Source organism: Facklamia sp. P13069, from assembly GCF_050409405.1.
Lineage (GTDB): Bacteria > Bacillota > Bacilli > Lactobacillales > Aerococcaceae > Facklamia.
The window spans coordinates 1-21,915 of the sequence record NZ_JBNUPN010000018.1; the positions used below are offsets into that span (position 1 = coordinate 1).

Annotated in this window: 17 protein-coding genes; 7 read left to right on the forward strand and 10 right to left on the reverse strand. The window is 37.2% G+C overall.

The features are described 5' to 3' along the window. Positions 1–84 precede the first annotated feature (84 nt). A complete protein-coding gene (locus ACQV2T_RS06290) occupies positions 85–1,296 on the reverse strand; it encodes an FtsW/RodA/SpoVE family cell cycle protein (protein WP_428874133.1) in 1,212 nt (403 codons plus the stop codon). A gap of 63 nt (positions 1,297–1,359) precedes the next feature. After that, on the reverse strand, positions 1,360–2,211 hold the full coding sequence (locus ACQV2T_RS06295) for a YihY/virulence factor BrkB family protein (protein ID WP_428875498.1): 852 nt from the start codon (positions 2,209–2,211) through the stop codon (positions 1,360–1,362). A 158-nt stretch (positions 2,212–2,369) separates the two neighbouring features. Here ACQV2T_RS06295 and ACQV2T_RS06300 point away from each other — a divergent pair, with 158 nt between their 5' ends. Beyond that, on the forward strand, positions 2,370–3,053 hold the full coding sequence (locus ACQV2T_RS06300; RefSeq protein ID WP_428874135.1) for a histidine phosphatase family protein: 684 nt from the start codon (positions 2,370–2,372) through the stop codon (positions 3,051–3,053). An 81-nt stretch (positions 3,054–3,134) separates the two neighbouring features. On the opposite strand, the gene ACQV2T_RS06305 is transcribed toward ACQV2T_RS06300, so the two are convergent. Together ACQV2T_RS06305 and ACQV2T_RS06310 are read right to left on the reverse strand one after the other, a co-directional pair. Then, positions 3,135–4,880: an ABC transporter ATP-binding protein gene (locus ACQV2T_RS06305; RefSeq protein WP_428874137.1), complete on the reverse strand. Its 1,746-nt coding sequence runs from the start codon at positions 4,878–4,880 to the stop codon at positions 3,135–3,137. Continuing rightward, entirely contained in the window at positions 4,867–6,609 is a 1,743-nt protein-coding gene (locus ACQV2T_RS06310; RefSeq protein ID WP_428881909.1) for an ABC transporter ATP-binding protein, read from the reverse strand. Before ACQV2T_RS06310 ends, ACQV2T_RS06305 begins: the two co-directional genes overlap by 14 nt. A gap of 333 nt (positions 6,610–6,942) precedes the next feature. Between ACQV2T_RS06310 and ACQV2T_RS06315 the strand changes: the two genes are divergently transcribed. Continuing rightward, positions 6,943–7,896 carry an NAD(P)-dependent oxidoreductase gene (locus tag ACQV2T_RS06315; protein WP_428874139.1) on the forward strand — a complete coding sequence of 318 codons (954 nt, stop codon included), beginning with the start codon at positions 6,943–6,945 and terminating at the stop codon, positions 7,894–7,896. A gap of 71 nt (positions 7,897–7,967) precedes the next feature. Here ACQV2T_RS06315 and ACQV2T_RS06320 read toward each other — a convergent pair whose 3' ends face one another. Beyond that, positions 7,968–10,862 carry an insulinase family protein gene (locus ACQV2T_RS06320; RefSeq protein ID WP_428893368.1) on the reverse strand — a complete coding sequence of 965 codons (2,895 nt, stop codon included), beginning with the start codon at positions 10,860–10,862 and terminating at the stop codon, positions 7,968–7,970. A 122-nt stretch (positions 10,863–10,984) separates the two neighbouring features. Between ACQV2T_RS06320 and ACQV2T_RS06325 the strand changes: the two genes are divergently transcribed. Further along, positions 10,985–11,326, forward strand: a complete 342-nt coding sequence (locus ACQV2T_RS06325; protein ID WP_428874141.1) for a phage holin family protein — start codon at positions 10,985–10,987, stop codon at positions 11,324–11,326. 73 nt (positions 11,327–11,399) lie between these two features. Here the strand turns inward: ACQV2T_RS06325 and pdxS are convergent, their stop codons facing one another. Then, the gene (pdxS, locus tag ACQV2T_RS06330) at positions 11,400–12,260 is read right to left on the reverse strand and encodes a pyridoxal 5'-phosphate synthase lyase subunit PdxS (protein WP_428874142.1); all 861 of its coding nucleotides are present in this window, start codon (positions 12,258–12,260) and stop codon (positions 11,400–11,402) included. Positions 12,261–12,344: 84 nt separating this feature from the next. Between pdxS and ACQV2T_RS06335 the strand changes: the two genes are divergently transcribed. Genes ACQV2T_RS06335 through ACQV2T_RS06350 form a run of 4 tightly spaced genes read left to right on the forward strand, consistent with a single transcriptional unit; the run spans position 12,345 to position 17,718 of the window. Next, the gene (locus tag ACQV2T_RS06335; protein WP_428875373.1) at positions 12,345–13,712 is read left to right on the forward strand and encodes a PLP-dependent aminotransferase family protein; all 1,368 of its coding nucleotides are present in this window, start codon (positions 12,345–12,347) and stop codon (positions 13,710–13,712) included. A 59-nt stretch (positions 13,713–13,771) separates the two neighbouring features. Then, positions 13,772–14,230, forward strand: coding sequence for a MarR family winged helix-turn-helix transcriptional regulator (locus tag ACQV2T_RS06340; protein WP_428874144.1), 459 nt, complete (start codon positions 13,772–13,774; stop codon positions 14,228–14,230). Then, positions 14,223–15,986 carry an ABC transporter ATP-binding protein gene (locus ACQV2T_RS06345; protein WP_428893369.1) on the forward strand — a complete coding sequence of 588 codons (1,764 nt, stop codon included), beginning with the start codon at positions 14,223–14,225 and terminating at the stop codon, positions 15,984–15,986. The genes ACQV2T_RS06340 and ACQV2T_RS06345 overlap by 8 nt, the downstream gene beginning before the upstream one ends. Beyond that, positions 15,976–17,718 (forward strand): ABC transporter ATP-binding protein, encoded by a 1,743-nt coding sequence (locus tag ACQV2T_RS06350; RefSeq protein WP_428874146.1) that lies wholly within the window; start codon positions 15,976–15,978, stop codon positions 17,716–17,718. The genes ACQV2T_RS06345 and ACQV2T_RS06350 overlap by 11 nt, the downstream gene beginning before the upstream one ends. Before the next feature lie 419 nt (positions 17,719–18,137). Here ACQV2T_RS06350 and ACQV2T_RS06355 read toward each other — a convergent pair whose 3' ends face one another. From ACQV2T_RS06355 to ACQV2T_RS06370, 4 genes are all read right to left on the reverse strand, one after another. Then, a complete protein-coding gene (locus tag ACQV2T_RS06355; RefSeq protein WP_428893370.1) occupies positions 18,138–18,470 on the reverse strand; it encodes a hypothetical protein in 333 nt (110 codons plus the stop codon). Between the two features lie 740 nt (positions 18,471–19,210). After that, positions 19,211–20,377, reverse strand: coding sequence for an amidohydrolase (locus ACQV2T_RS06360; RefSeq protein WP_428874150.1), 1,167 nt, complete (start codon positions 20,375–20,377; stop codon positions 19,211–19,213). Between the two features lie 52 nt (positions 20,378–20,429). Next, a complete protein-coding gene (locus tag ACQV2T_RS06365) occupies positions 20,430–21,146 on the reverse strand; it encodes a hypothetical protein (RefSeq protein ID WP_428874151.1) in 717 nt (238 codons plus the stop codon). 10 nt (positions 21,147–21,156) lie between these two features. Further along, positions 21,157–21,879: a DUF5058 family protein gene (locus tag ACQV2T_RS06370; RefSeq protein WP_428893371.1), complete on the reverse strand. Its 723-nt coding sequence runs from the start codon at positions 21,877–21,879 to the stop codon at positions 21,157–21,159. Positions 21,880–21,915: the final 36 nt, after the last annotated feature.

The window sequence follows — 21,915 nt, forward strand, 5'->3', positions numbered from 1 at the left end:
AAAGACAACCCCTTTATTTGAGATTAACTCACAAAGGGTTTGTCTTCAGTCTGAAACGAATCCTGCATAGGATTCGTTTTTGTTTTAGTATTGCTTACGATCACCGTACATATAAGGGTCAGCTTCTGAGAACATATAGGATCGGTGATGGTAACGCATAGAGAGTATCAGACCCACTCCGACCATATTAGACAGTATGGCCGATCCCCCTTGAGAGATAAAGGGTAATGGTACTCCCGTAATTGGCAGTAAACCGATAGTCATGCCCACATTCTCTAGAACGTGGAAAAGAATCATGGTAATAACTCCTGCAGAAATATAAGTATAATACTCATTTTGAGTCTCAAAACAAGTTTGAACCATTTGATAAATCAAAACAAAATAAATCACCAGAATAATCGCCGCACCAAAAAAACCAAAATTTTCACCAATAGTCGTAAAAATAAAGTCTGATTCACGAACCGGAACTGGCACTTCGGAAATGCCAAAGCCCTTACCATAGAGTTGACCAGATCCAATCGCTAAGATCGATTGAACCAGTTGGTAAGATTCACCTCTGGTGTCTGAGAAGGGTTCTAACCAAGTAGTGATCCGGCCTAACTGATAAGGTTGGAAGCCGATTTTCAGTAAGGCATCTGGGAATAAGACGGCCAGTAAGATTAATCCCCCACCAACAATGAAAACAACTGAAAAAGCTGGAAATAAAATTTTCCATGAAACACCGGATAAAAGAATCAATCCAGCGATAATAGACAGCATGACCAAGTTAGTTCCCAAGTCATTTTGCATTTGCACTAATATTAATACAGGTGCGGAAGCCAATAAGAGTTTACCAATCAAAATAAAGTCGCTTTGAATCGTTCGATTAGTATTTTGATTATTGTGTTCGGTTACCAATCGTGACAGATAAACTATCAAGGCTGGTTTCATCAACTCTGAAGGTTGAAAAGATAAAGAACCTAATTTGAACCAGGATTTAGCTCCCGTCATGATTGCTGTTTGGCGATCATGGAAAAAAAGGACGAGCACCAGTAAAAACAGACCAATACCGTAAAAGTAAATAGATAATTTCCAATACTGTTCACTATCAAACTGCATAACGATAATAACGACCAGAGAACCTAAGGCGTACCACAAGGCTTGTTGTAAGGTCGGCCCGATTCCTTGGTTGGAAATCATTGCGGTAGTTGCATATACAACGGCTAAGCCCACTAAACATAACAACAAAACAGTTAAAACAATGCCATAATCAATTCGATTTTCTTGATAACTAGCAATTCTTCTATTTATTTGCATTAATATTTCTTCCTCCTTAAGGATAAGACTTAATCGATGGATTTGATAGATCGAATCATTTCATTAAAGTCTCTTATTAACTGCTTTAAAATCTAAAGTTAGAACATTTATAAAAGCGCCGATAAAAAATATGAGACAATTTAGATAAATCCAAAACATGATGACTAAAATTGCACCCAAGGCAGTGTTACTATTAAGTGATTGATTAAATTGAATAATGGTCCCAAATAATTTACCTAAAAGAGTAAACGTTAATACAGAGAATAAGGATCCTGGAATAGCTTTAGTATATTTTAATTGATGATGCGGTAAATAGGTATAAACAATCACTAGAAAAATAAAGAGGAAAAATAAAGACCCCCAACTTCCCCCTCTTAACCAAGTAAACAAAAAGCTCAAATCACTTCTTAAATACTGGTCAATCCAAGTCAGTAAATACTCACCGAAAGTAAAAATAAAGGTTGAAACTAAAATAACTAAGACGCTGACTAAGGTAAAAAGATAGGCAAATAAGCGTTGAATCAAAAAGTGTCTCTTACTCTTTACCCTATATATTTGATTGAGCACTCTTTGCAAGGCATTAAACACATTGGAAGCAGGCCATAAAGCTAAGACTAAACCAATTGGTACCCAGCTAGTAGAAGCTGTTTGATAGTACTGTTGAATCATTGGGATTAAGGACTTAGCCACTTGTCCAGGCAAAGAAGTTCTCAAAAAGACAATGACTTCTTCATAAGAATAAGGTAAGAGCACAATCAAGTTGGAAAAGGCTAAGAGAATAGGAACAACGGCTAAGAGAATAAAGTAAGAAACTTCCGCCGCGTATGAGCCAAAAGAAAGCCCATCAAGCTGCTTTTTTATTTTGACAACTAAGCTTTTGATTTGGTCTTTAGACTTGGTATTTAACAACCCCATTTAGGCTACTCTCCCTTCTTATAACTTCTATAGATTACCATAATCATTGAGTAATTGCACTTGAATGTCTAAGCAAAATCGATAAATTCAATCGGATTGCTTAGACAATAATTGGCAATAAGGTTATAATTAAAGAGAATAAAGAACGGAGGGAATTTATGTCTAACGGTGTTACTTTTTACTTTATGCGGCACGGTGAAACGATATTTAATCACAATGGTCAAGTGCAAGGTTGGTCCGATGCCCCCCTAACTGCTAAAGGAATTGAGCAAGCAAGAGCTTCTGGTCGTGGCATTGCAGATATCCATTTTGATGCGGTTTATTCCAGCGATTTACACAGAACGCAAGAAACTCTCCGCTATGTTCTGGATGAAAACCATCACAAAGACCACTACGAAATCCAATTAATGAAGGAATTACGGGAAGTCTTCTTTGGTTCATTTGAAGGTCAACCTGCTTCCAATCTGTATGATGCAGTGGATGAGCATTTATTGGCCGGTGGTATTGACGTAAAAAAAATGGATAAACCAATTGAAATGCCTAAATTTCTAAAGCTAGTAAAACATTTAGACCCTGAACATTGGGCTGAAAATTATGTTGAATTTTGGGATCGGATTGAATCAGGACTTTTAATTCTATTAAATAAGCATGCGGGAACTAATCAAAAAATATTGATTATGAGCCATGGCATGGCCATTAGCAATCTAATTCACGGTTTAGTGGCAGATTTCGAGAGTGGACAACCCCTATCTAATTGTTCCCTATCCATTGTTGAATATCGTGACGGACAATTTCGTTTAAACGCCTTTAATCAAACTGAGCATTTTATCTACGATAAATAAGTCAGCCATTTTATAAATTAATTCTAAGCAATAAAAACACCGGGGCATTTACCCGGTGTTTTTTGCTTGAGAATTTAGAAACTAGGAAACCTTAGCCTGCATCCGATACATTTCGGCATACTGTCCATTTAAAGCCATCAATTCATGATGGTTGCCTTTTTCTTTGATTTCGCCATTATCCATCAAAATAATTTGATCGGCATGCTGAATAGTCGATAGGCGGTGCGCAATGATAAAAGTTGTCCGACCTTTTTGTAGCACTTTCATGGCTGCTTGAATGATCGTTTCAGTCTCAGTGTCAATATGTGAAGTTGCTTCGTCTAAAATTAAAATCTTAGGATCGGCAGCCAGGGTACGCGCAAAGGAAATTAACTGCCGTTCCCCTGAAGAAAGGGATTGACCTTTTTCAACCACTACTTCATCGATCCCCTTTTCTAATTTAGCCATCATTTCTTTGGCCCCAACTTGTTCGATAGCCTGCATGATCTTTTCTTGGCTGATCTCCGGATCATTCATAGAGATATTACTAGCAATGGTTCCTGAGAAAAGGTAGGGCTCTTGTAGGACGATGCCCATATCGGCTCGAACACTCTCACGCGAAAAGTCTTGAATATCCTGGCCGTCAATCAAAATCGTTCCATCTTGTGGATCATAGAAACGGAAAATTAAATTAATTATCGAAGATTTTCCTGAACCGGTATGACCGACTAAACCAATTGTCTGACCAGGCTCAACTTCAAAATTAATATTTTTTAAGACTTTTTGATCGCCTTTATAGGCAAAGTTCACATTTTGAAAGCTAACACGCCCCTCACCCATTTCAAAGACTGCTGCTTGATCTTTTTCACTGGGGTGATCCATCAAGGAAAAGACCCTAGAGCCTGAAACTAAAGATTGTTGCAACATAGTCATTAAACGCACAATTTGTGTAATCGGATCAAAAAGGCGCGATACATAATTAATTAACACATATAATTTACCGACAGAAATACCTAAGATGCCCTCTAAGTATTGAGTTCCTAAATAGGTCACTACCAATAAAATACCCATATTTTTTAATAAATCAGCCAAGGACCAAGAGAGTCTAGAATCAATCTTTTGGGATTGGAGTCTTGATTGATACCATTCTTCATTGGTTGCTTCAAATTCATCATTGAGCATTTCCTCTTGTCCAAAGGCTTGAACAATTGTTACCCCTTGAATAATCTCAGCCGTTTTGCTGTTTAATTCAGAGATACTTTCACGCCATTTAGTATTGACTGGCGCAATTTTACGCATATAAATAACTTGCCAAACGATAAAAAGTGGGATGAATAAAAGAAAGGCTAAACCAATTTTTAAATTGACGTAGAGTAAGGCGGCATAAATACCAATGACCGTCATTAAGTTAATCAACATACGGTTACAAAAGTTTTGATAAAAGGACTGACGCAAAACTTCCGTGTCATTGACAATTCGAGCCGCAATTTTTCCAGCCGGTTTATCATCAAAGTATGAAACCGGTAGGGTTTGCATGTGCTGATGGGCTTGATCCCTCACCTTTTTACTCAACTGATTGGCCACAAAAGCCATTAAAATATATGCAGAGTAAGAAAGGACTGCCGAAGAAACCAAAATCAAGACATAGCGAATGAAGAAGCTAATTACCTTGCCTTGTTCAATGATTTGATTATTACTGACTTGATTGGCTGCATAATCAATTAAATCTTTAGCTAATAAAGGAGCATAAACAGAAAGGCCGACCGAAGCAATTAGAAAGAAAACACCTAATAAAAATTTCCATTTAGCATACTTCAAATAGGACAATAAACGTTTAAAAGTTTCCATTTTCGCCCTCCTCCATTAGTTGATTACGATACTGTTGGTAATACCAACCTTTAGTTTTTAATAGTTCTTCAGGTTTTCCTCTTTCAATGATGCGCCCATCTTCTAAGACTAAAACTAAGTCTGCATGCGAAACAGCTGAAAGACGATGGGTAATGATAATATTGGTTTTATCTTGACGTGCTGCTTGAATATTTTTAATGATAGCCGTTTCGGTTTTAGCATCTACTGCAGACAAGGAGTCATCCATAATTAAAAGCTCCGGCTTACGAATTAAAGCACGGGCAATCGCAATTCTTTGTTTTTGTCCACCTGAAATGGCTACCCCTTTTTCACCGATTAAGGTTTCTAAGCCCTTATTCATATGGGCCATATCCTTAGTAAAATCAGCTGCTTCAATGGCCTCGTTCAGCTCCGCTTCTGTCGCATCAGACTTTCCAAAAAGAATATTATCTTTGACTGAGCGAGAGAAAAGCACATGGTCTTGAGGAACATAACCAATCAAACTAGCTAATTGTTCAAAATGATAATCAGCAATCGGATGGCCGTTAATCTTTAAGGATTCAGGATCTTCAACAGGATACTGGCGTAAGAGTTGTCGCACTAAGGTCGACTTACCTGAACCGGTTTTGCCAACAATTCCTAAAGTTTGACCCGCCTTTAAAGAAAAATTGATGGCTTGAATAACTGGCTCTTGATCATCAGGATAGGCAAACTGAAAATCTTTGAAATCAATTTGTTCAATCTGACTAATCGATCGGTCGCCTTCTTTGCCAAAGAGATCATCAGCCTCTTCGATTTCTTGAATCTTACGGTGTGAAACTTGACCCTGTTGATAGATCGCAATCAAATCAGACATCCCCCAAATCACTTCATTAAACATACCGAGATAAATTTGGAAGGTAATCAATTGACCTATTGATAATTGGCCTTGGTTGACGTAGTATGCCCCTAAGGCTAGACCAATCCCTGTGGAAAGGCCAGAAAAGATACGAGCAGAAGGTCCAAAAAAACCAAATAAGAAGTTCATCACATTGGTTTGTTTGACAACATCTTTGGTTCTTTCTTGAAAACGCACCTGCTCTAAGTCTTTCTTTCCATAGGCACGGATTACGCGTACCCCATCAACTGTTTCAAGCACTTCGTTAGACAATTTAGCTACCGCATCGCGGCTGGCTTCATAGCGTTTATCGGCTTCTTGTCCTAGGAAATGAATGATCACCCCAAAAAGAATTAAAGGAATAATTGATATTAAGGTCAATTTCCAGGAAATAGTAATAAACATGACTAAAAGAATTGAAATCAGCCAAGATCCATCTGAAATGATAATTAGAAAACCATAAGCTAATGTTTCCCCCAAACGATCTATATCTGAAGTCATCCGCGTCATTAAATCACCCGAGCGGTAATTTTCATAAAAAGGTAATTTTAAATAAGTGAGTCGGCGAAATAATTTTTGACGGACTTGCTTGGTGAAAAGTGATGAACGACCAAAAAGAATCACCAACCAAGAAGCCTCTACGATATAATTTGATACAGCCGCTACTGAGAAAACGGCTAAATAAAAAATTAAAGTCTTTGAATCTAAAGATTTTTTGACAATGGCATCAATGAATAATTGAATAATATAATTGGGAACGATAGCTAATAAGCCTGATAAAATGGCTAGTAGGCCGCCAATGAAATAAGCCATTTTATGTTCCTTAATAAATTGATATAATGCTGCTAACATCTCTCTCCTTCTTCCTAGATCCTTTCATAATAAGTAAGCATAAAAGACACCTATTTAAGGTGCTCCTTAAATAGGTGTCTTTTTGCATAATGACAGACTCCTAGATCAATTAGCTAGTGAGTCTTCCTATTTATTATGAAAGGAGTTTTTGTGATAATTAAATGAAAGACAAATAAGTTCATAGTGTTCATTGTTTTAACTCCTTTCTAAATTTAATGAATCTATTGTATACCTTTTCATATAATCTGTAAACACTGATTTCATTTTATTTGCAATTAATTGTCAATAGCGTATCGTATAATTAAAGTTACTATTTAATTAGGAGGTTTTTTTATGAAAATTGTTGTTCTAGAAAACTTAAAAGTCCCCCAAGAACGGATTGAAGAACTGGCAAAACCTTTAATAGAAGCAGGCCATGAATTTAAATATTACCCTGAAAAAACGACCCATCCAGAAGAATTGATTGAACGCAGTCAAGGGGCAGATATTCTTACCTTAGCTAACAATCCTTTGCCTGAAGAAGTTTTAGACCAGCTAGATCAGGTGAAATATATCAATGTGGCTTTTACTGGCGTCGACCATATTCCTTTAATCAAAGCCAAAGATCGCGACATTTTAGTTTCGAATGCCGCTGGCTATGCCAATACAGCCGTCGCTGAATTAGTCCTAGGGATGACGCTTAATTTATTCCGTCAACTCAAGGCTAGCGACCAAGAAGTAAGAATGACCGAAGACTTTCCTGGTATTCGGCAAGGCTCTGAAATTAAAGGCAAGACGGTAGGAATTATTGGAACTGGAAAAATTGGTAAAGAAACGGCTAAATTATTCAAGGCCTTTGGCGCTAACTTAATGGGATTCAATCGCAGTCGTGATCAGGAATTAATCAATATGGGAATGGATTACTCCTCCTTAGAAGAATTACTAGCTAAGAGTGATATCATCACTATCCACCTTCCACTTAACCGCGAAACCCAGCAATTCTTTGGAAAAGATCAATTACAAGCTATGAAAAAATCAGCCGTTTTGATTAATTGCGCTCGCGGTCCAATCATTGATAGTGATGCCCTAGCCCAAGCCTTAAAGGATGGAGAGATTGCTGGAGCCGGAATTGATGTCTTTGATAGCGAGGCACCTCTTCGTGAAGACCACCCGCTGCTAACCGCACCAAACATCCTACTGTCTCCTCATGTTGGTTACTTTACCCATGAAGCGATGGATTTAAGAGCTCAAATCGCTTTTGAAAACATCTATCGTTATCTTGAAAATCAACCACAAAACTTAGTTTAATACTCCTTATAAAAAAGCACCCTAAAAAAATAGGATGCTTTTTCTCTTTCAATTTGAACCAGTTAAATAGCTTAGTATAATTCATAGATTACATCGAATAAGTCTTTATCTTTTTCAATTTTCGCCTTATTACCAATAACTGCTAGAGTGTAATCTTGAAGTGCGTTTTCTAATCCATCTGCTAAGTCATTTAGTTGCTCATTCGTTACAGCAATCATCTCTTCTTTTAACTGACTAATCATTCGATAATCTAAGCCAGTTAAATGCAAGGTGAAGGCTTCTACTCCTTTTTCGTGTGCTGATTTAGGACGTTCTAATGGTGAAAGACTGCCAATGATATTCTTAAGTAGCTCGCTTTCTGAAAGCTCTAATTGGCGCACATAAGCAGGAATCGCTAAATAACTTTCTACTGATTGGCGGATATTAGGATCACGATAGGACATCATATATAAAGAACCTAACCGATCATGACCATAACCAGAACCGTAGGCTCCACCTTGTACACGAATGGTATTCCAAAGATAGCCTAAATTCAATTCATTGCTCAGGACCTTAGAAGCACCTGAATACTGTAGGTGGTCACTAGCATCAGCCGCAAGACCAACATAGTTGACATCTTGAGCGGTGACAAAAGCTTCATTTTGTTTCTTGCCAGTTGGATAAGTTTGCAAAGGTCCTAAATCTTTTGATGGAAGCTGATTAAACGCTTTAAGCACCTTATTTTTAACCAAACTTGCTCGCTCTTGATTACCGGTATATAAAATGTTTAGACGGTTAAAGTTAAGGATTTTTTGATAGCTAGTCTTTAATTGGTCTAATAATCGATCGCCTTTTCCTTCTTTGAGTAAGTCACGGCATTCTTTTAAATAATTAAAGAAATCAATGCCTGAAGTCATTTGTTCTAATTTAAGAGCTGGCTTATACTGGCTCAGTGCGCGTTTAAGGGCTAAAACATGAGCCCCAAAGTTTATACGGTTTTCAAAACCGGCAATTAATTCTTGGATGATGCGTAAGATTTCTTGCTGATCTTCAATCAAGGTCGAAGTCATAATTTCTTGCATTAAGTCGATCAAATGATCGGATGAAGCTTCCAGTGCTTTTCCATTTAAGGCAAAATAGGTTTGAATACTACCGTCTAATTTGGGAACGATATCTACTGAGGCTAAGATGCCACCGGTGTGGGTATCCATTTGCCGTTGTAATTGATCAGAAGAATAGTTTTTTGTAGCAAGGCCTGACATCAACTTGGCTAATAATGAAAGGCGTGAGTATTCTTCGACTTCAAGATCACGAATATCCCAATAAAGCGATAAGTAATCAATGCCTGAGGTGAATTGGTCTGCATGATAAAACTTACCTTGACTCTTTTCAAGCGGATTAATTGTCAAAGGTAATTCTTCTGTTTCTGTTGTTAAGTCTTCCTTAGTTAACATAGGGATTTTAGCTAAATCTTCTGGTTTATCGACCGATACTTGACGTTCAATTAAGGCTTGAGTGGAAGCTACCAAATCTTCTACCTCTTGTTGAGAGAGTTGAGACTTGTATGCTTGTAGTTCTTGATCTTGCTTGGCTTCTTTTTGATCACTTAGTCCTGGACTTGCCTCAAGCGTGATTGCCACACGGTGGTTATTGTTTAACAATTTTTCTTCAATTAATTTTTCAAAGTAGCCCTCTTTGGCAAGCTTTCGCAATTCTGTTAACCTCTCAGAGAAGGAAAGAATGTCAAAAGGTGAAAAGTCGTACAACCAGGTTTGGTAAGCCGATAAGGTATAAAAAAGGCCGCGAGGACGTGATTCTGAAATGACTCTTTCTTTCAAACGGAAGCTAATTTTATTAATGGAAGCTTGAATAATTGCTGGATCAATTCCTTCATCAACCAATTTAGCTAAGGTTTCTTTAACAACCTTTTTAAAGTCCTCCATCTTACTAGCAGACGAGTACTTAGCTAGAATCATAAAAACTTCAGTATAACCAGGTAAATCGTGACCTCCACTGATGTCGCCACCTATTTCCGCATCAAGGAGTGCTTTCTTCAAAGGAGACTGGTTATTACCGAATAAAATTTCTTCCAAAATTTCAAAGGCCATGGCTTCTAGTAATCTGTCAGCAGTCGAAACATGCCAAGCTAAACATAGATAGTCTTTGTCAGCTGGGTCATCTCCTTCAGTGATCGAATAGTGTTTATTAATTTCTTTTTGACTTGGCTCTTGGATATTAAATTTTAAATCTACAGCTGGTGTTTTGCCTTTTCCTGAAAAGTATTCTTCTAACCTCTCAAAAGCATGGTTAATATCTAAGTCACCATAAAGAACGGTTAATGAATTGCTTGGATGGTAATATTCTTGATGGTAGTCCACAAATTCTTTTTGGGTTAAATCTGTAATAGCTGATGGTAGACCACCTGATTCATATTGATAAATAGAGTCTGGATATAAGGATTGACTCATGGCATGATACATTTGATCATCCGGTGAAGCCATTGCCCCTTTCATTTCATTATAGACGACCCCTTTATAAATCAGCTCATCCTCAGCCTTTTCTAAATGATAATGCCAACCCTCTTGCGCTAAAATTTGAGGATTTTGACGGAAATTCGGTTCGAAAACGGCATCTAAATAAACGCTCATCAAGTTGCTAAAGTCTTGGTCATTCGTTGAAGCGACAGGATAAATGGTTTTATCGGCAAAAGTCATAGCGTTTACAAAGGTATTCATCGATCCTTTGATAATCTCTACGAAAGGTTCTTTAGACGGATATTTTTTAGACCCATTGAGAACTGAATGTTCGATAATATGCGTAATTCCATTGTCACTATATGGCGGTGTTTTAAAGCCAATGGTGAAAGATTTATTCTTATCTTCATTTTCGAGATATAGAACTTGAGCCCCCGTTTCTTCATGGACATATAAATGTCCCACCGAGTGAATATCTGGAATGTTTTGACTTTCTATTTTGTTAAATGTCATTATATGACCTCCTAATTAATTGTTTACTTTCTCATTATGGCATAATTGTAAGCCCTTTAAAAGAATTTAGAAGTATTTAGAAGCGATAATTTCTGCTATAATATTATAAAAGGAGTGATTGAATGAAAAATATTTTAACAACAACTTTAGTGGTTCTTGTTTTAAGTTACATAATCCCCGGGATTGTTGTCACTAGTTTATTGTCTGTCATTATTTTTTCTATTTTATTGGGATTAGTAAGTGGAACTCTAGGACGTTTATTAAAGTTTGCAGGCTGTGCCATTAATTTACTGACCTTTGGTTTCTTCAACCTTGCTATTAATGCTTTTATGATTCAATTAGTAGACAGTATGTTGGATGGTATTCAAGTTGAAAACTTCTGGTACGCAGCTTTACTGTCAATCGTTATTAGCCTCTTCTCTACTTTCAATCAGAACGAAGATATTAAACACAATAGAATCTAGTTCCATTTTAAAAACAAAAAGACAAGGTTTGCCATGGCAGACCTTGTCTTTTTTGAAGCATGTATCTTTTCGATTAGTTACCGCGATTAGCCATAATCACTTCGACTTCATCTGGGTTCAAGCCGACCATGGCTTCACCCAAATCTTCTGACACTTCGGCGATGACTTTAGGATCTTGATAATTTTCAACAGCTCGAACAATTGCTTTGGCTCTTTTTTCAGGGTTACCTGATTTGAAAATACCAGACCCAACAAAGACCCCTTGAGCACCTAATTGCATCATTAAAGCTGCATCGGCAGGAGTCGCTACCCCACCAGCAGAAAAGTTAACTACTGGTAATTCACCCGTTTCATGCACTTTTTTAAGTAAATCATAAGGTACCTTTAAGTCACGGGCTTCGACATATAGTTCATCTTCATCCATGGCTTGAATACGTTTAATGCCCGCTTGGATCGACCGCATATGGGTCACAGCTTGAACCACATCTCCTGTTCCCGCTTCTCCTTTGGTCCGAATCATGGAAGCTCCTTCTTGAATACGACGGAGAGCTTCGCCAATATTTCTAGCTCCACATACAAAAGGTATTTGGAAATTTGTCTTATTTATATGATGGTCATTATCAGCTGGTGATAAAACTTCAGATTCATCAATAAAATCAACGTCAATAGCTTGTAAGATTTGCGCTTCGACAAAATGACCAATACGCACTTTAGCCATAACCGGGATAGAAACAGCTTCTTGAATCGACTTGATTAAGGCTGGATCGGACATCCGGCTAACGCCACCTGCTTGACGAATATCTGCTGGAATACGTTCTAGAGCCATAACAGCCACTGCACCCGCCGCTTCAGCAATTTTAGCTTGCTCTGGATTCATAACATCCATAATCACGCCACCGACAAAAGTTTTTGGATCAATAATTTCTTTAGACATAAAATCATTCCCTTCTATAGCTATATGATAAAAGATTTTGGTACTATATAAAGTACCAAAACAAAAGAATGTGAGGGTACCAGATTGTTATACTTACAATTATATAATGAAATCAAACAAAGAATCCTACAAGGTCAATTAAATCCCGGTGAAAAGCTAGCTAGTAAAAGACAAATGGCTAAAGACCGTGGGGTCAGCCTTAATACTATAACAGCTAGTTTGGATCAGTTAGCTGCAGAAGGCTATATTGAAGCTATTCAGCGAAAGGGATATTTCGTTCTCAGCCAAAAGTTAAGTTTAAAAGAACCCAATCAATGGCAGCTAAGTGAAATAGAAGCAGAAAGCCAGCCAGCTATTGATTGGCGTTACAAGGGAGTGGATCCTGAATTTCCAGTAGCCACTTGGAAAAAAATTACTATGGAGTGTCTCAATCAAGATGCAAGATATTTGACTGAAAAAGGCTCTAAACTCGGTGAACATCATTTACGTGAAACGATTGCTACCTACTTATGGAATGCCAAAGGAATTAAGGCTTCTCCTAGTCACATTATTATTGGCTCCTCAACTGAAAACTTACTTTTACTCTTAGTTAAATTGATTGGTAAGGCTAAAATCGGTGTTGAAGATCCTGGTTTTCATCGTTGGGGTGATTTTTTAAAAGCCAATCAAATTGAACAGATACCGATTGAATTAGATCAAGAAGGTGCAAATCCTAGTCCCACTGATAAAAAAGAAATGGACTTACTCTATGTTACCCCCTCTTACCAGTTTCCGACGGGCTCGATTATGACAATCGGACGCAAACAAGAATTATTAGAGTGGGCCAATCAAGACGATAAATGGATAATTGAAGATGAATACAATGGTGAATTTCGCTATCAAGGTAAGCCTATTCCCCCTTTAAAGGCGATCGACTCACATGACCATGTTATCTACTTACAGTCTTTTTCATCATTAATTAGTCCCGCTTTAAGAATATCTTTTATACTTTTACCAGACTCGCTCTTACAAAAATTTAAAGAATACCCTTATTATTTTTCTTGTCCCGTTCCACGATTGACCCAAAATGTCTTAGCACAATTCATGGCTGGTGGACATTTTACGCGTCATGTTAACCGCATGCGACGAAAATATGCTAAGAAAAGACAATTATTAGAAGAATGGGCTAAAAACTTCGATAATCTCAAAATTGTTGGTACAAACGCGGGGCTCCACCTATTATTGGAAATTCACGCTACTACTCTTAGTGAAAGTAAAATTGTTGAGATAGCAAAAAAAAGCAGCATGGCTCTATCCCCTTTAGCAGACTATGAATTAAATAAAAAAAGAAGACCCGCTAGTTTAGTAGTTGGATATGCTAGAGCTGATTTTAATGAATTAGAAGCCGGAATGAAGCTTTTGGAGGAAATATTAAATCTTAAAAAGAGAGAGCTTTCAGATCATAATGATTGACATTGGAAAGGATTGCTTTAAAATAGTTCTCATGGTAACTAATATGAAAGGAGACTTCCATGCTCTATCATTTAAAACATACAATCCACCAGGCCGAACAACTTAAAATGCGTTATGCAAATGATTATGATATACAACATTTAGACGGTCCACAAGGACACACTATTATGTACCTTTACTGCCATCAAGACTCAGACGTTTTTCAAAAGGATATTGAAGACCACTTAAACATTTCTAAATCTGTGGCCAGCCATTTAATTCAACGGATGAAACGTAATGGTTTTATTGAAACTTTTCCCTATGCGGAAGATAAACGTCATAAAGTCATACAATTAACAAAATTAGGTCTTGAAAAATCGAGTAAAATTGAAGCGTTTATTATCATGATCAAACAAACCCTTCTGAATGGAATCTCACAAGAAGAAATTAATTGCTTGCATAAAATTTTTCTACGAATAGACCAAAATATTATAAGGGCCAATAAATTATTGGATCAAAAGGAGGATACTCATGCTTAAAATATTTAAAAGACTAACCGCTAAACAAGTAGCCACGATGATAACTGCTATTATCTTAATCATTGCTAGCGTTTGGATTGAATTGCAAGTACCTGGCTATATGTCAGAAATTACACAAAGACTGCAAAATCCGGGAGTAGCTGTTTCAGATCTCTATCATCCAGGATCTAAGATGGTTGGTCTATCGATTATTGGTCTCGTCTTATCGCTGATAGTTGTCTTCCTATCAGCACGAGTGGCAGCTAGTTTTGCCTCGGGATTGAGACGTGACGTTTTTGATTCTGTTATGGATTACTCAACAAAAGAATTGCAAGATTTCTCCATTCCTAGCTTATTAACGCGAACAACCAATGACATCGTTCAAATTCAAGTCTTCTTGGCTATGGGCCTACAAATTATTGTTAGAGGACCGATGATGGCTATTTTAGCTGTTGGTAAAATTTCTACAAAAAATGTGGAATGGATGTGGGTAACCTTTACTGCTGTTGGCTTAATGTTAACAACCATTATTATCCTCTTATCCATCGTTTTACCTAGACAAAAGTTAGTCCAAAGCTTAACCGACCGCTTGAACCGTATCATGCGAGAAACCCTATCCGGTATGCGCGTAATTCGTGCTTATAATGCGGAAGACTATCAAACCGAAAAATTCTCAGACGCTAACCAAGAACTAACCGGTTTAAACTTAGTCATTTACCGAACAATGAGTTTTATGAACCCTCTAATGATGCTTGTTTCTAACGGTTTGACTTTAGGAGTTTATTGGGTAGGCGCCTATTTGATTGCAGCTGCTGCCTTTCAAGAAAAAATCGTTCTTTTTTCAGATATGATTGTCTTTTCATCTTATGCCATGCAAGTAGTGATTGGTTTTATGATGATGACTATGATCTTCATTATAACGCCTCGTACCATGGTTTCTGCTAAAAGAGTCGGTGAAGTACTAGATACTAAATCGAGTCTCATCTTTCCAGAAAAGGCCCCACAAGAAAAAGATAAAGGGTCGCTGGTATTCCAAGATGTTAGCTTTACTTATCCAGGTGCTTCTAAGCCTGTACTTAAGGATATATCCTTTGAAGCAAAAGCTGGTCAAACCCTCGCCTTTATCGGGTCAACTGGATCTGGTAAATCCACCTTGATCAACTTGATTCCACGTTTATTCGATACCACTGAAGGAGAAATTTTGATTAATGGCAATTCGATCAAAGACTATCCTCGTGAACGCCTAAACGAAATTATTGGCTATGTCCCCCAAAGGTCTGTCTTATTTTCAGGAAGCATTGAATCTAATATTGATTTTGGCGATTCCAGCCAAAGCCCACTCAGTGAAGCAGAAATATGGGAGGCCATCGATATCGCCCAAGCAAAAGATTTCGTCACTGAAAAAGAAGAACAATTACAAAGTTATGTGGCTCAAGACGGTACCAACTTCTCAGGTGGGCAAAAGCAACGTTTAGCCATCGCCCGAGCTATCGGTCGAAAACCGCAAATTCTTATCTTTGATGATTCCTTCTCAGCCCTTGACTATCAAACCGATCGTAAATTGCGCCACATTCTAGCTGAAAAAACCAAAGAAATGACTAAAGTCATTGTCGGTCAAAGAATTTCAACCATCATGGATGCTGATTTGATTATGGTCATAGAAAAGGGACGAATTGTTGGTAAAGGAACCCACCAAGAATTATTAACATCCAACAAAATCTATCAAGAAATCGCTTATTCACAATTAAACAAGGAGGAACTTGACAATGGAAAATAAAGATAAAACTGTTACTTTAAGAACCTATAGCAAGGGCTTCCGTCTAATTTTTGCATTGGCTCTTCTTTTCTCAATAGCTGGTTCTTATATTTCAGTAATCGGACCGGATCGAATTCGCCAAATTACCGACTTAATTGCTCAAGGCATGATGAATGAAATGAATTTAGAAAAGATCAGTCAACAAGCCACTTATTTAGCTATGTTGTTTGCTTTGGGGGCTGTTGCCAACTACGGTGCTTCCTTTATCATGGCAACTATCTCACAACGTTTAACGCAAAATTTGCGTGAAGGGATTGGTCACAAGGTCAACCGCATGCCTCTTAATTATTTTGACCAACATTCGCAAGGCGATACCCTGTCACGAGTGACCAATGACTTAGACACTTTAGGACAAACACTCAACCAAAGTATGTCTACCCTTGTTTCTGCTACCACTATGTTAATCGGAACACTTATTATGATGTTTCGCACAGATGTTACTTTGACCTTTGTTTCTATCGCAACCGTTGTAGTTGGTTTTGGAATCACTATTTTTCTAATGATAAAATCCAGAAGCTTTTTTAAGCAACAACAAAACCACTTAGCCGACATTAACGGCCATATAGAAGAAATGTATACTGGCCATGCTATTGTACGTTCATATAATGCCATCGAATTCGCCAAGGAAACCTTTCGGACGATTAATGAAGATTTAGAAAGTAGCATTTGGAAAGCCCAATTTCTCTCAGGTATTGCCATGCCTTTAATGATTTTTATTGGTAACTTTGGTTATGTATTGGTGTGTATCTTCGGTGCAGCCTTAGTAATCGAAGGTCAGATAACGATTGGAGTCATTGTCGCCTTTATGATGTATATTCGGATGTTCTCTCGGCCGATTCAACAGTTGGCTCAATCCAGCCAAGCTTTAGCTCAGGCTCGCGCTGCTATGGCTCGTGTGTTTGATTTTCTTAATGAAGCAGAATTAGAAGATGAAAACCATAAGACGCGTCAATTAGAAGACGTTAAGGGTTTAATTGAATTCGACCATGTTCATTTTGGCTACGATCCTGAAGAAATGATTATTCACGACTTCTCTGCCTATGCCAAGCCAGGCAAAAAGATTGCCATTGTTGGGCCAACCGGTGCGGGGAAAACCACAATTGTGAACTTATTAATGCGCTTTTATGAAATTGATAGGGGTGAGATTCGTCTAGACGGTAAAAATATCCAAAAAATGAAACGTAGTGAAATTCATGATTACTTCTCTATGGTTTTACAAGATACTTGGCTATTTGAAGGAAGCATTCGTGAAAACTTACTCTTTAATAAAAAAGATGTGGGAGAAGCTGAAATGATTGCGGCTTGTCAAGCTGTCGGCATTGACCATTTTATTAATACCCTCCCCCATACTTATGACACTATCTTAGATGAAAAAGTTACCCTATCAGTTGGGCAAAAACAATTACTAACCATTGCCCGTGCGCTCATTAAGGACGCGCCATTATTAATTCTAGATGAGGCAACATCTTCAGTAGATACACGAACAGAAGTGCTTATCCAAGAAGCCATGGATAAATTAACTGAGGGTCGAACTTCCTTTATCATTGCCCACCGCTTATCAACTATTCGTAATGCTGATTTAATCTTAGTCCTAAAAGATGGTAATATCATCGAACAAGGTAACCATGACCAATTAATTCAAGCACAAGGATTCTACGCCGACCTCTATAATAGTCAGTTTGAAGCTGCCTAATCTAGGTTTACTCACACAAAAGCTCGCCCTAGCAGGCGAGCTTTTTAGCTATTGGCTCACTTGTCGTCTAAATTCAAAGTGATAGTATTGATAGTGACAATGATAGTTCAAGACAGCCCCTACAGCAGCTGATGAGCTGAAGTCGATAGAAAGCTAGATTCCAACTGCATGATGGTCAGGATGCTTTGAAGAAGGATCCAAAACCATCCTGCTCCACAATATTTTTATAATCTTTATTAAGAAATTCCCTCTTATTGTATCTTGTCTGTGTTTTAGCAAGACCCCAATCAAATTCGCTTTTTATTGATAGTTATTTTAAGTATTTAAAAAAACTTCAATAATTGAAGGCATAAGTTACTTATCTTTTAAGTTTATCTACTCGTATGTCTCATCGGTATATCATACACAATTAAAATTGATCAGACCTGTTCGTCTGTAGCAGCTGGATTTACCAAGTTGAAGCGGTAATCGCCTTCCAACCCTTTGGCAATTTCATTATAAGCAGCTTTTAGTTCTTTCTTCATCTTCTGCCATGCTGGCAAAACATCTGGATGGCCTGCCCCTAATAAATTAATTGAAGCTTTGAAATCTTCATCTGTAAGAGTAATAGTAAAAGTTTTATCTCCTTCCTCAAAATCAGCCCTTAGAAAACCTTCATAATTATCTCTTAAAACGAGTAAGGCCGTCTGCTCCTTCAGCAAATTACTTAGATGTTGTTCGCTCTCTGCGCTAGTGATTAGCGTGGTTTCCAACTTTTCTAGCGAAGAAAATGCCTGTGTTTTCTAATTAATAGTCCTATCTTGTATAGTTATCATGTTCGTAAATATAGACAAAGAGATGAAGAACAAATGCTTAAAAGGATAACTAGCCCTAAAAGCATTTCCAACAGCCGGCTTAATTTTTTGAAGTTTGAGTGTTTCTCATAGAAATAGCTCCTTTAATAAAACAATCAAAAAATTTGAAGCAGCGTAATTTTAGAAGAGAAGTGTAACATTTTTCTTCACGCTTTATTATCTGTTCAACAAAATCTTTCTATCGCACGTAAACTTGTGGAACATAAATTTTATATGCGAACAAGTCAGCTCCACCTGTAATTATACCGAATTACAATAAGCTTCAGCTAGCTCTTTATCATTAGGTTGAAGAAAGCCGGTTCGAGAAGCATCTATCAAGTGAAGAGAGTTAATTATTTGATGATAGTCATTGCGTTTATCAATTATGCGCTTCTATTCAGTATCAATTGGAAGTCCCTTATAATCAAAATCTGTTAGCTAATAATCATTGTTTTGTAACATATGTGTATAGCCTAATTAATTAATAAAAAACCTAATCGTCAGTAAGTCTACTAACCATTAGGCTTATTAGAAAAAAGAGGCTCTATAATAAATAGGATGGAAGGAAGTTTTTTTCTTCCATCCACCCTATTTGACATAGAGCCAAAAAAGATCAGTATCCTTAAATTAAAAACATACTTTCAGTAGTAGTCAAAAGACTATTCGCTTATATGTAAGAAATCCCATGCGAATTGCGCATGTAGGGCTGCACCAAACTTCAAATAGTCTTCATCAATATTGAATTTTTCATGGTGAGGGAAATAAATTGTATCTTTCTCTTCATTGCTATAACCCATCATTGCATAAGCTCCAGGTGCTTCTTGGAAGTAATATGGCATGTCTTCTGATCCCATCATGATTGGGCCGTGAACGTTCTTTCCAGGTCCAAAAACTTTTTCAGCTGCTTTAGCAGCAATTTCAGTGATTCTTTCATCATTATACAAACTAATTGTACTTTCTTCAATTTCAACATTGATTGAAATATCATAGATTTTTTCTAAGCCAGCAGCCAAATCTTTAATCTTATTATGAATAATTTTTCTTGTCTCTTCATGTAAATAACGCATAGAGATATCTAGTTTAGTATATTTAGAAATAACGTTTGCTTTAGTTCCTCCGTTAAATTTACCTACCGTTAGCACAATCGGAGACTGTGAATTCACAAATTTAGTGATCATTGCATTGAGTTGAGTCACAAACTCTGCAGCAGGTAAAATCGTATCTTTTGCTTTATGAGGCATGGATCCATGTCCAGAAACCCCTTCAAAGCTCACGTAGATTGTATCGCACCCTGCCATCCGATAACCAGATGTTATGTCATATGTTCCTACTTCGATAGGCATACCATGCATTCCAAAGACCGCATCGACACCCTCCATTCCTCCATCAGCTACAACCCTTCTTGCTCCTGTAAAGGTTTCTTCCGCTTCTTGAAATAATAAGCGAACTTCTCCTGGTAATTCTTCTTTAATATCTGTCAACATTTTTGCAGCACCTAATAGCATCGACATATGACCGTCATGCCCACAAGCGTGCATTTTTCCATCTTCTTTAGAAGAGTATTCAGCTCCCGATTGTTCTAGAATAGGCAAGGCATCAATATCCGAACGCAATGCAACCGTCTTACCGGGCTTCCCACCTTTAATATGGGCAACCAAAGAAGTTATACCAACCTTTTCATAAGGTATCCCTAACTCCTCCAAACGCTTCATAAGATACTTTTGAGTCTCAAACTCATGTTCACTTAATTCTGGATACTGATGTAAGTATCTTCTCGTTTCGATTATTTGAGTTTCTAATTCTTTGGCTTTCTCAATAAAGTTCATTATTTATCCTCCTTAAAATCTAACTAATTATTAAAATGTCAATTAAAATCTTTTATTCCTTATTGTTTGACTCTACATCATTTTTGGCCCTATACAAGGAATAAGCAATTCCTAATAAAGCGACTATACCTACATCAGCTGATGAAATTAATTTATATATACTTTCTGGTAAAAAATTTGGTGAGAATTTAATGAAAATCATAGTTGCTACAGCAATTAAGACTAAAACCATTAAATTATTTTTCTTAACCTTGGAACCTAACGTTATCATCATTGCTCCTAATACTCCTGGTAAGGCAAAATCAAAAGAAGCTAAGATGGTAGGTGGTAAGCTATTGATAATCGTTTGACCAGCTACCATGACAATGCCCAAGATGAAAAGATTTGTAAGTGTTGAAGAAATAATAGCAAATATCCCAGCTACTTCAGCCTGTTCAGATCCTGGTTTTAAATCAAGAGCGTCTTGTGTAGCAGCGATGACTGGCATACGCATATTCCCAATATTACCAGATAAAAATGACATATAAGTACCCGCTGGACCAAGAGTGGGGAAATAGGATATCGGCTCTACGAACCAAATAACTCCCACGAACCCAACAATCGAAATTAATCCAGAAATGATATCTGCAATGTCAGGATAATGACCTAATACAAAGGTTAAGTAGGAGGGAATCATTAAAGTTGAAATTAATGCAATTGCGATTGTTACCCTTCCCCAAAAATGTATGGACTTTTGAAAATTACTTGATAAATTTTTATTATTTTCCATTTTTCTCTCCTTAACTTAATATGCTTCCAACAATCATTGCAGCAATAACTGAAAAACCCATAGACCATTCCTTCAACCACTTTTTAGAACGATCTTTTTCAACGATTTTATTAATAGCAACAGTGGCTAAACCTCCGGCAATTAATGCCGCCATAGGAGCAATCGAAGAGTTTTCTTGTAAAATTCCCTTATTGATGACTTCTTTATAACCTAGGGTGAAAAAGATAATAAAAGGTGCAAAGACAGACATGTAAGCGATGGTTAAAGGGTTGGCTTTTTTCATTTTTTCTTGGATACCATCTATTCTTTTAGTAGCAAAGAAGACCACAACCAGCCATCCTGCTCCTCCTAAAGTCATAACCCAAGCAGCAGCAGATAACATCTTAGGCATAAACTCTGCTGTACCAGCAGTTCCCCCACTACCTATCTGAGCTGAAATAATTTCAAAAGCAGCCGATCCGATAATTCCTATTCTTGCGAAGGTAATTGGTCCTCCAATCCGAGAAATTAAGGCGATGGCTACCGCAAAAACAGCAAAAGCTGGACCAATCGTTCCTATAATTCCAATTTTAAATGATTTCTTTACCTCTTCATTACTTAATAAACTAGTGTTTTTAACGTGATTCTTTGCAAGACGATAAAAAATAAAGGATTGAATGATTACAGTTGATACAATAATAATCGCTAAAATCCACATCACCAAACTATTGGCAATTTGCATTGTTTCATTCATGTGTATTCTCCGTTTCTAATAAAATTTTAACTTTAA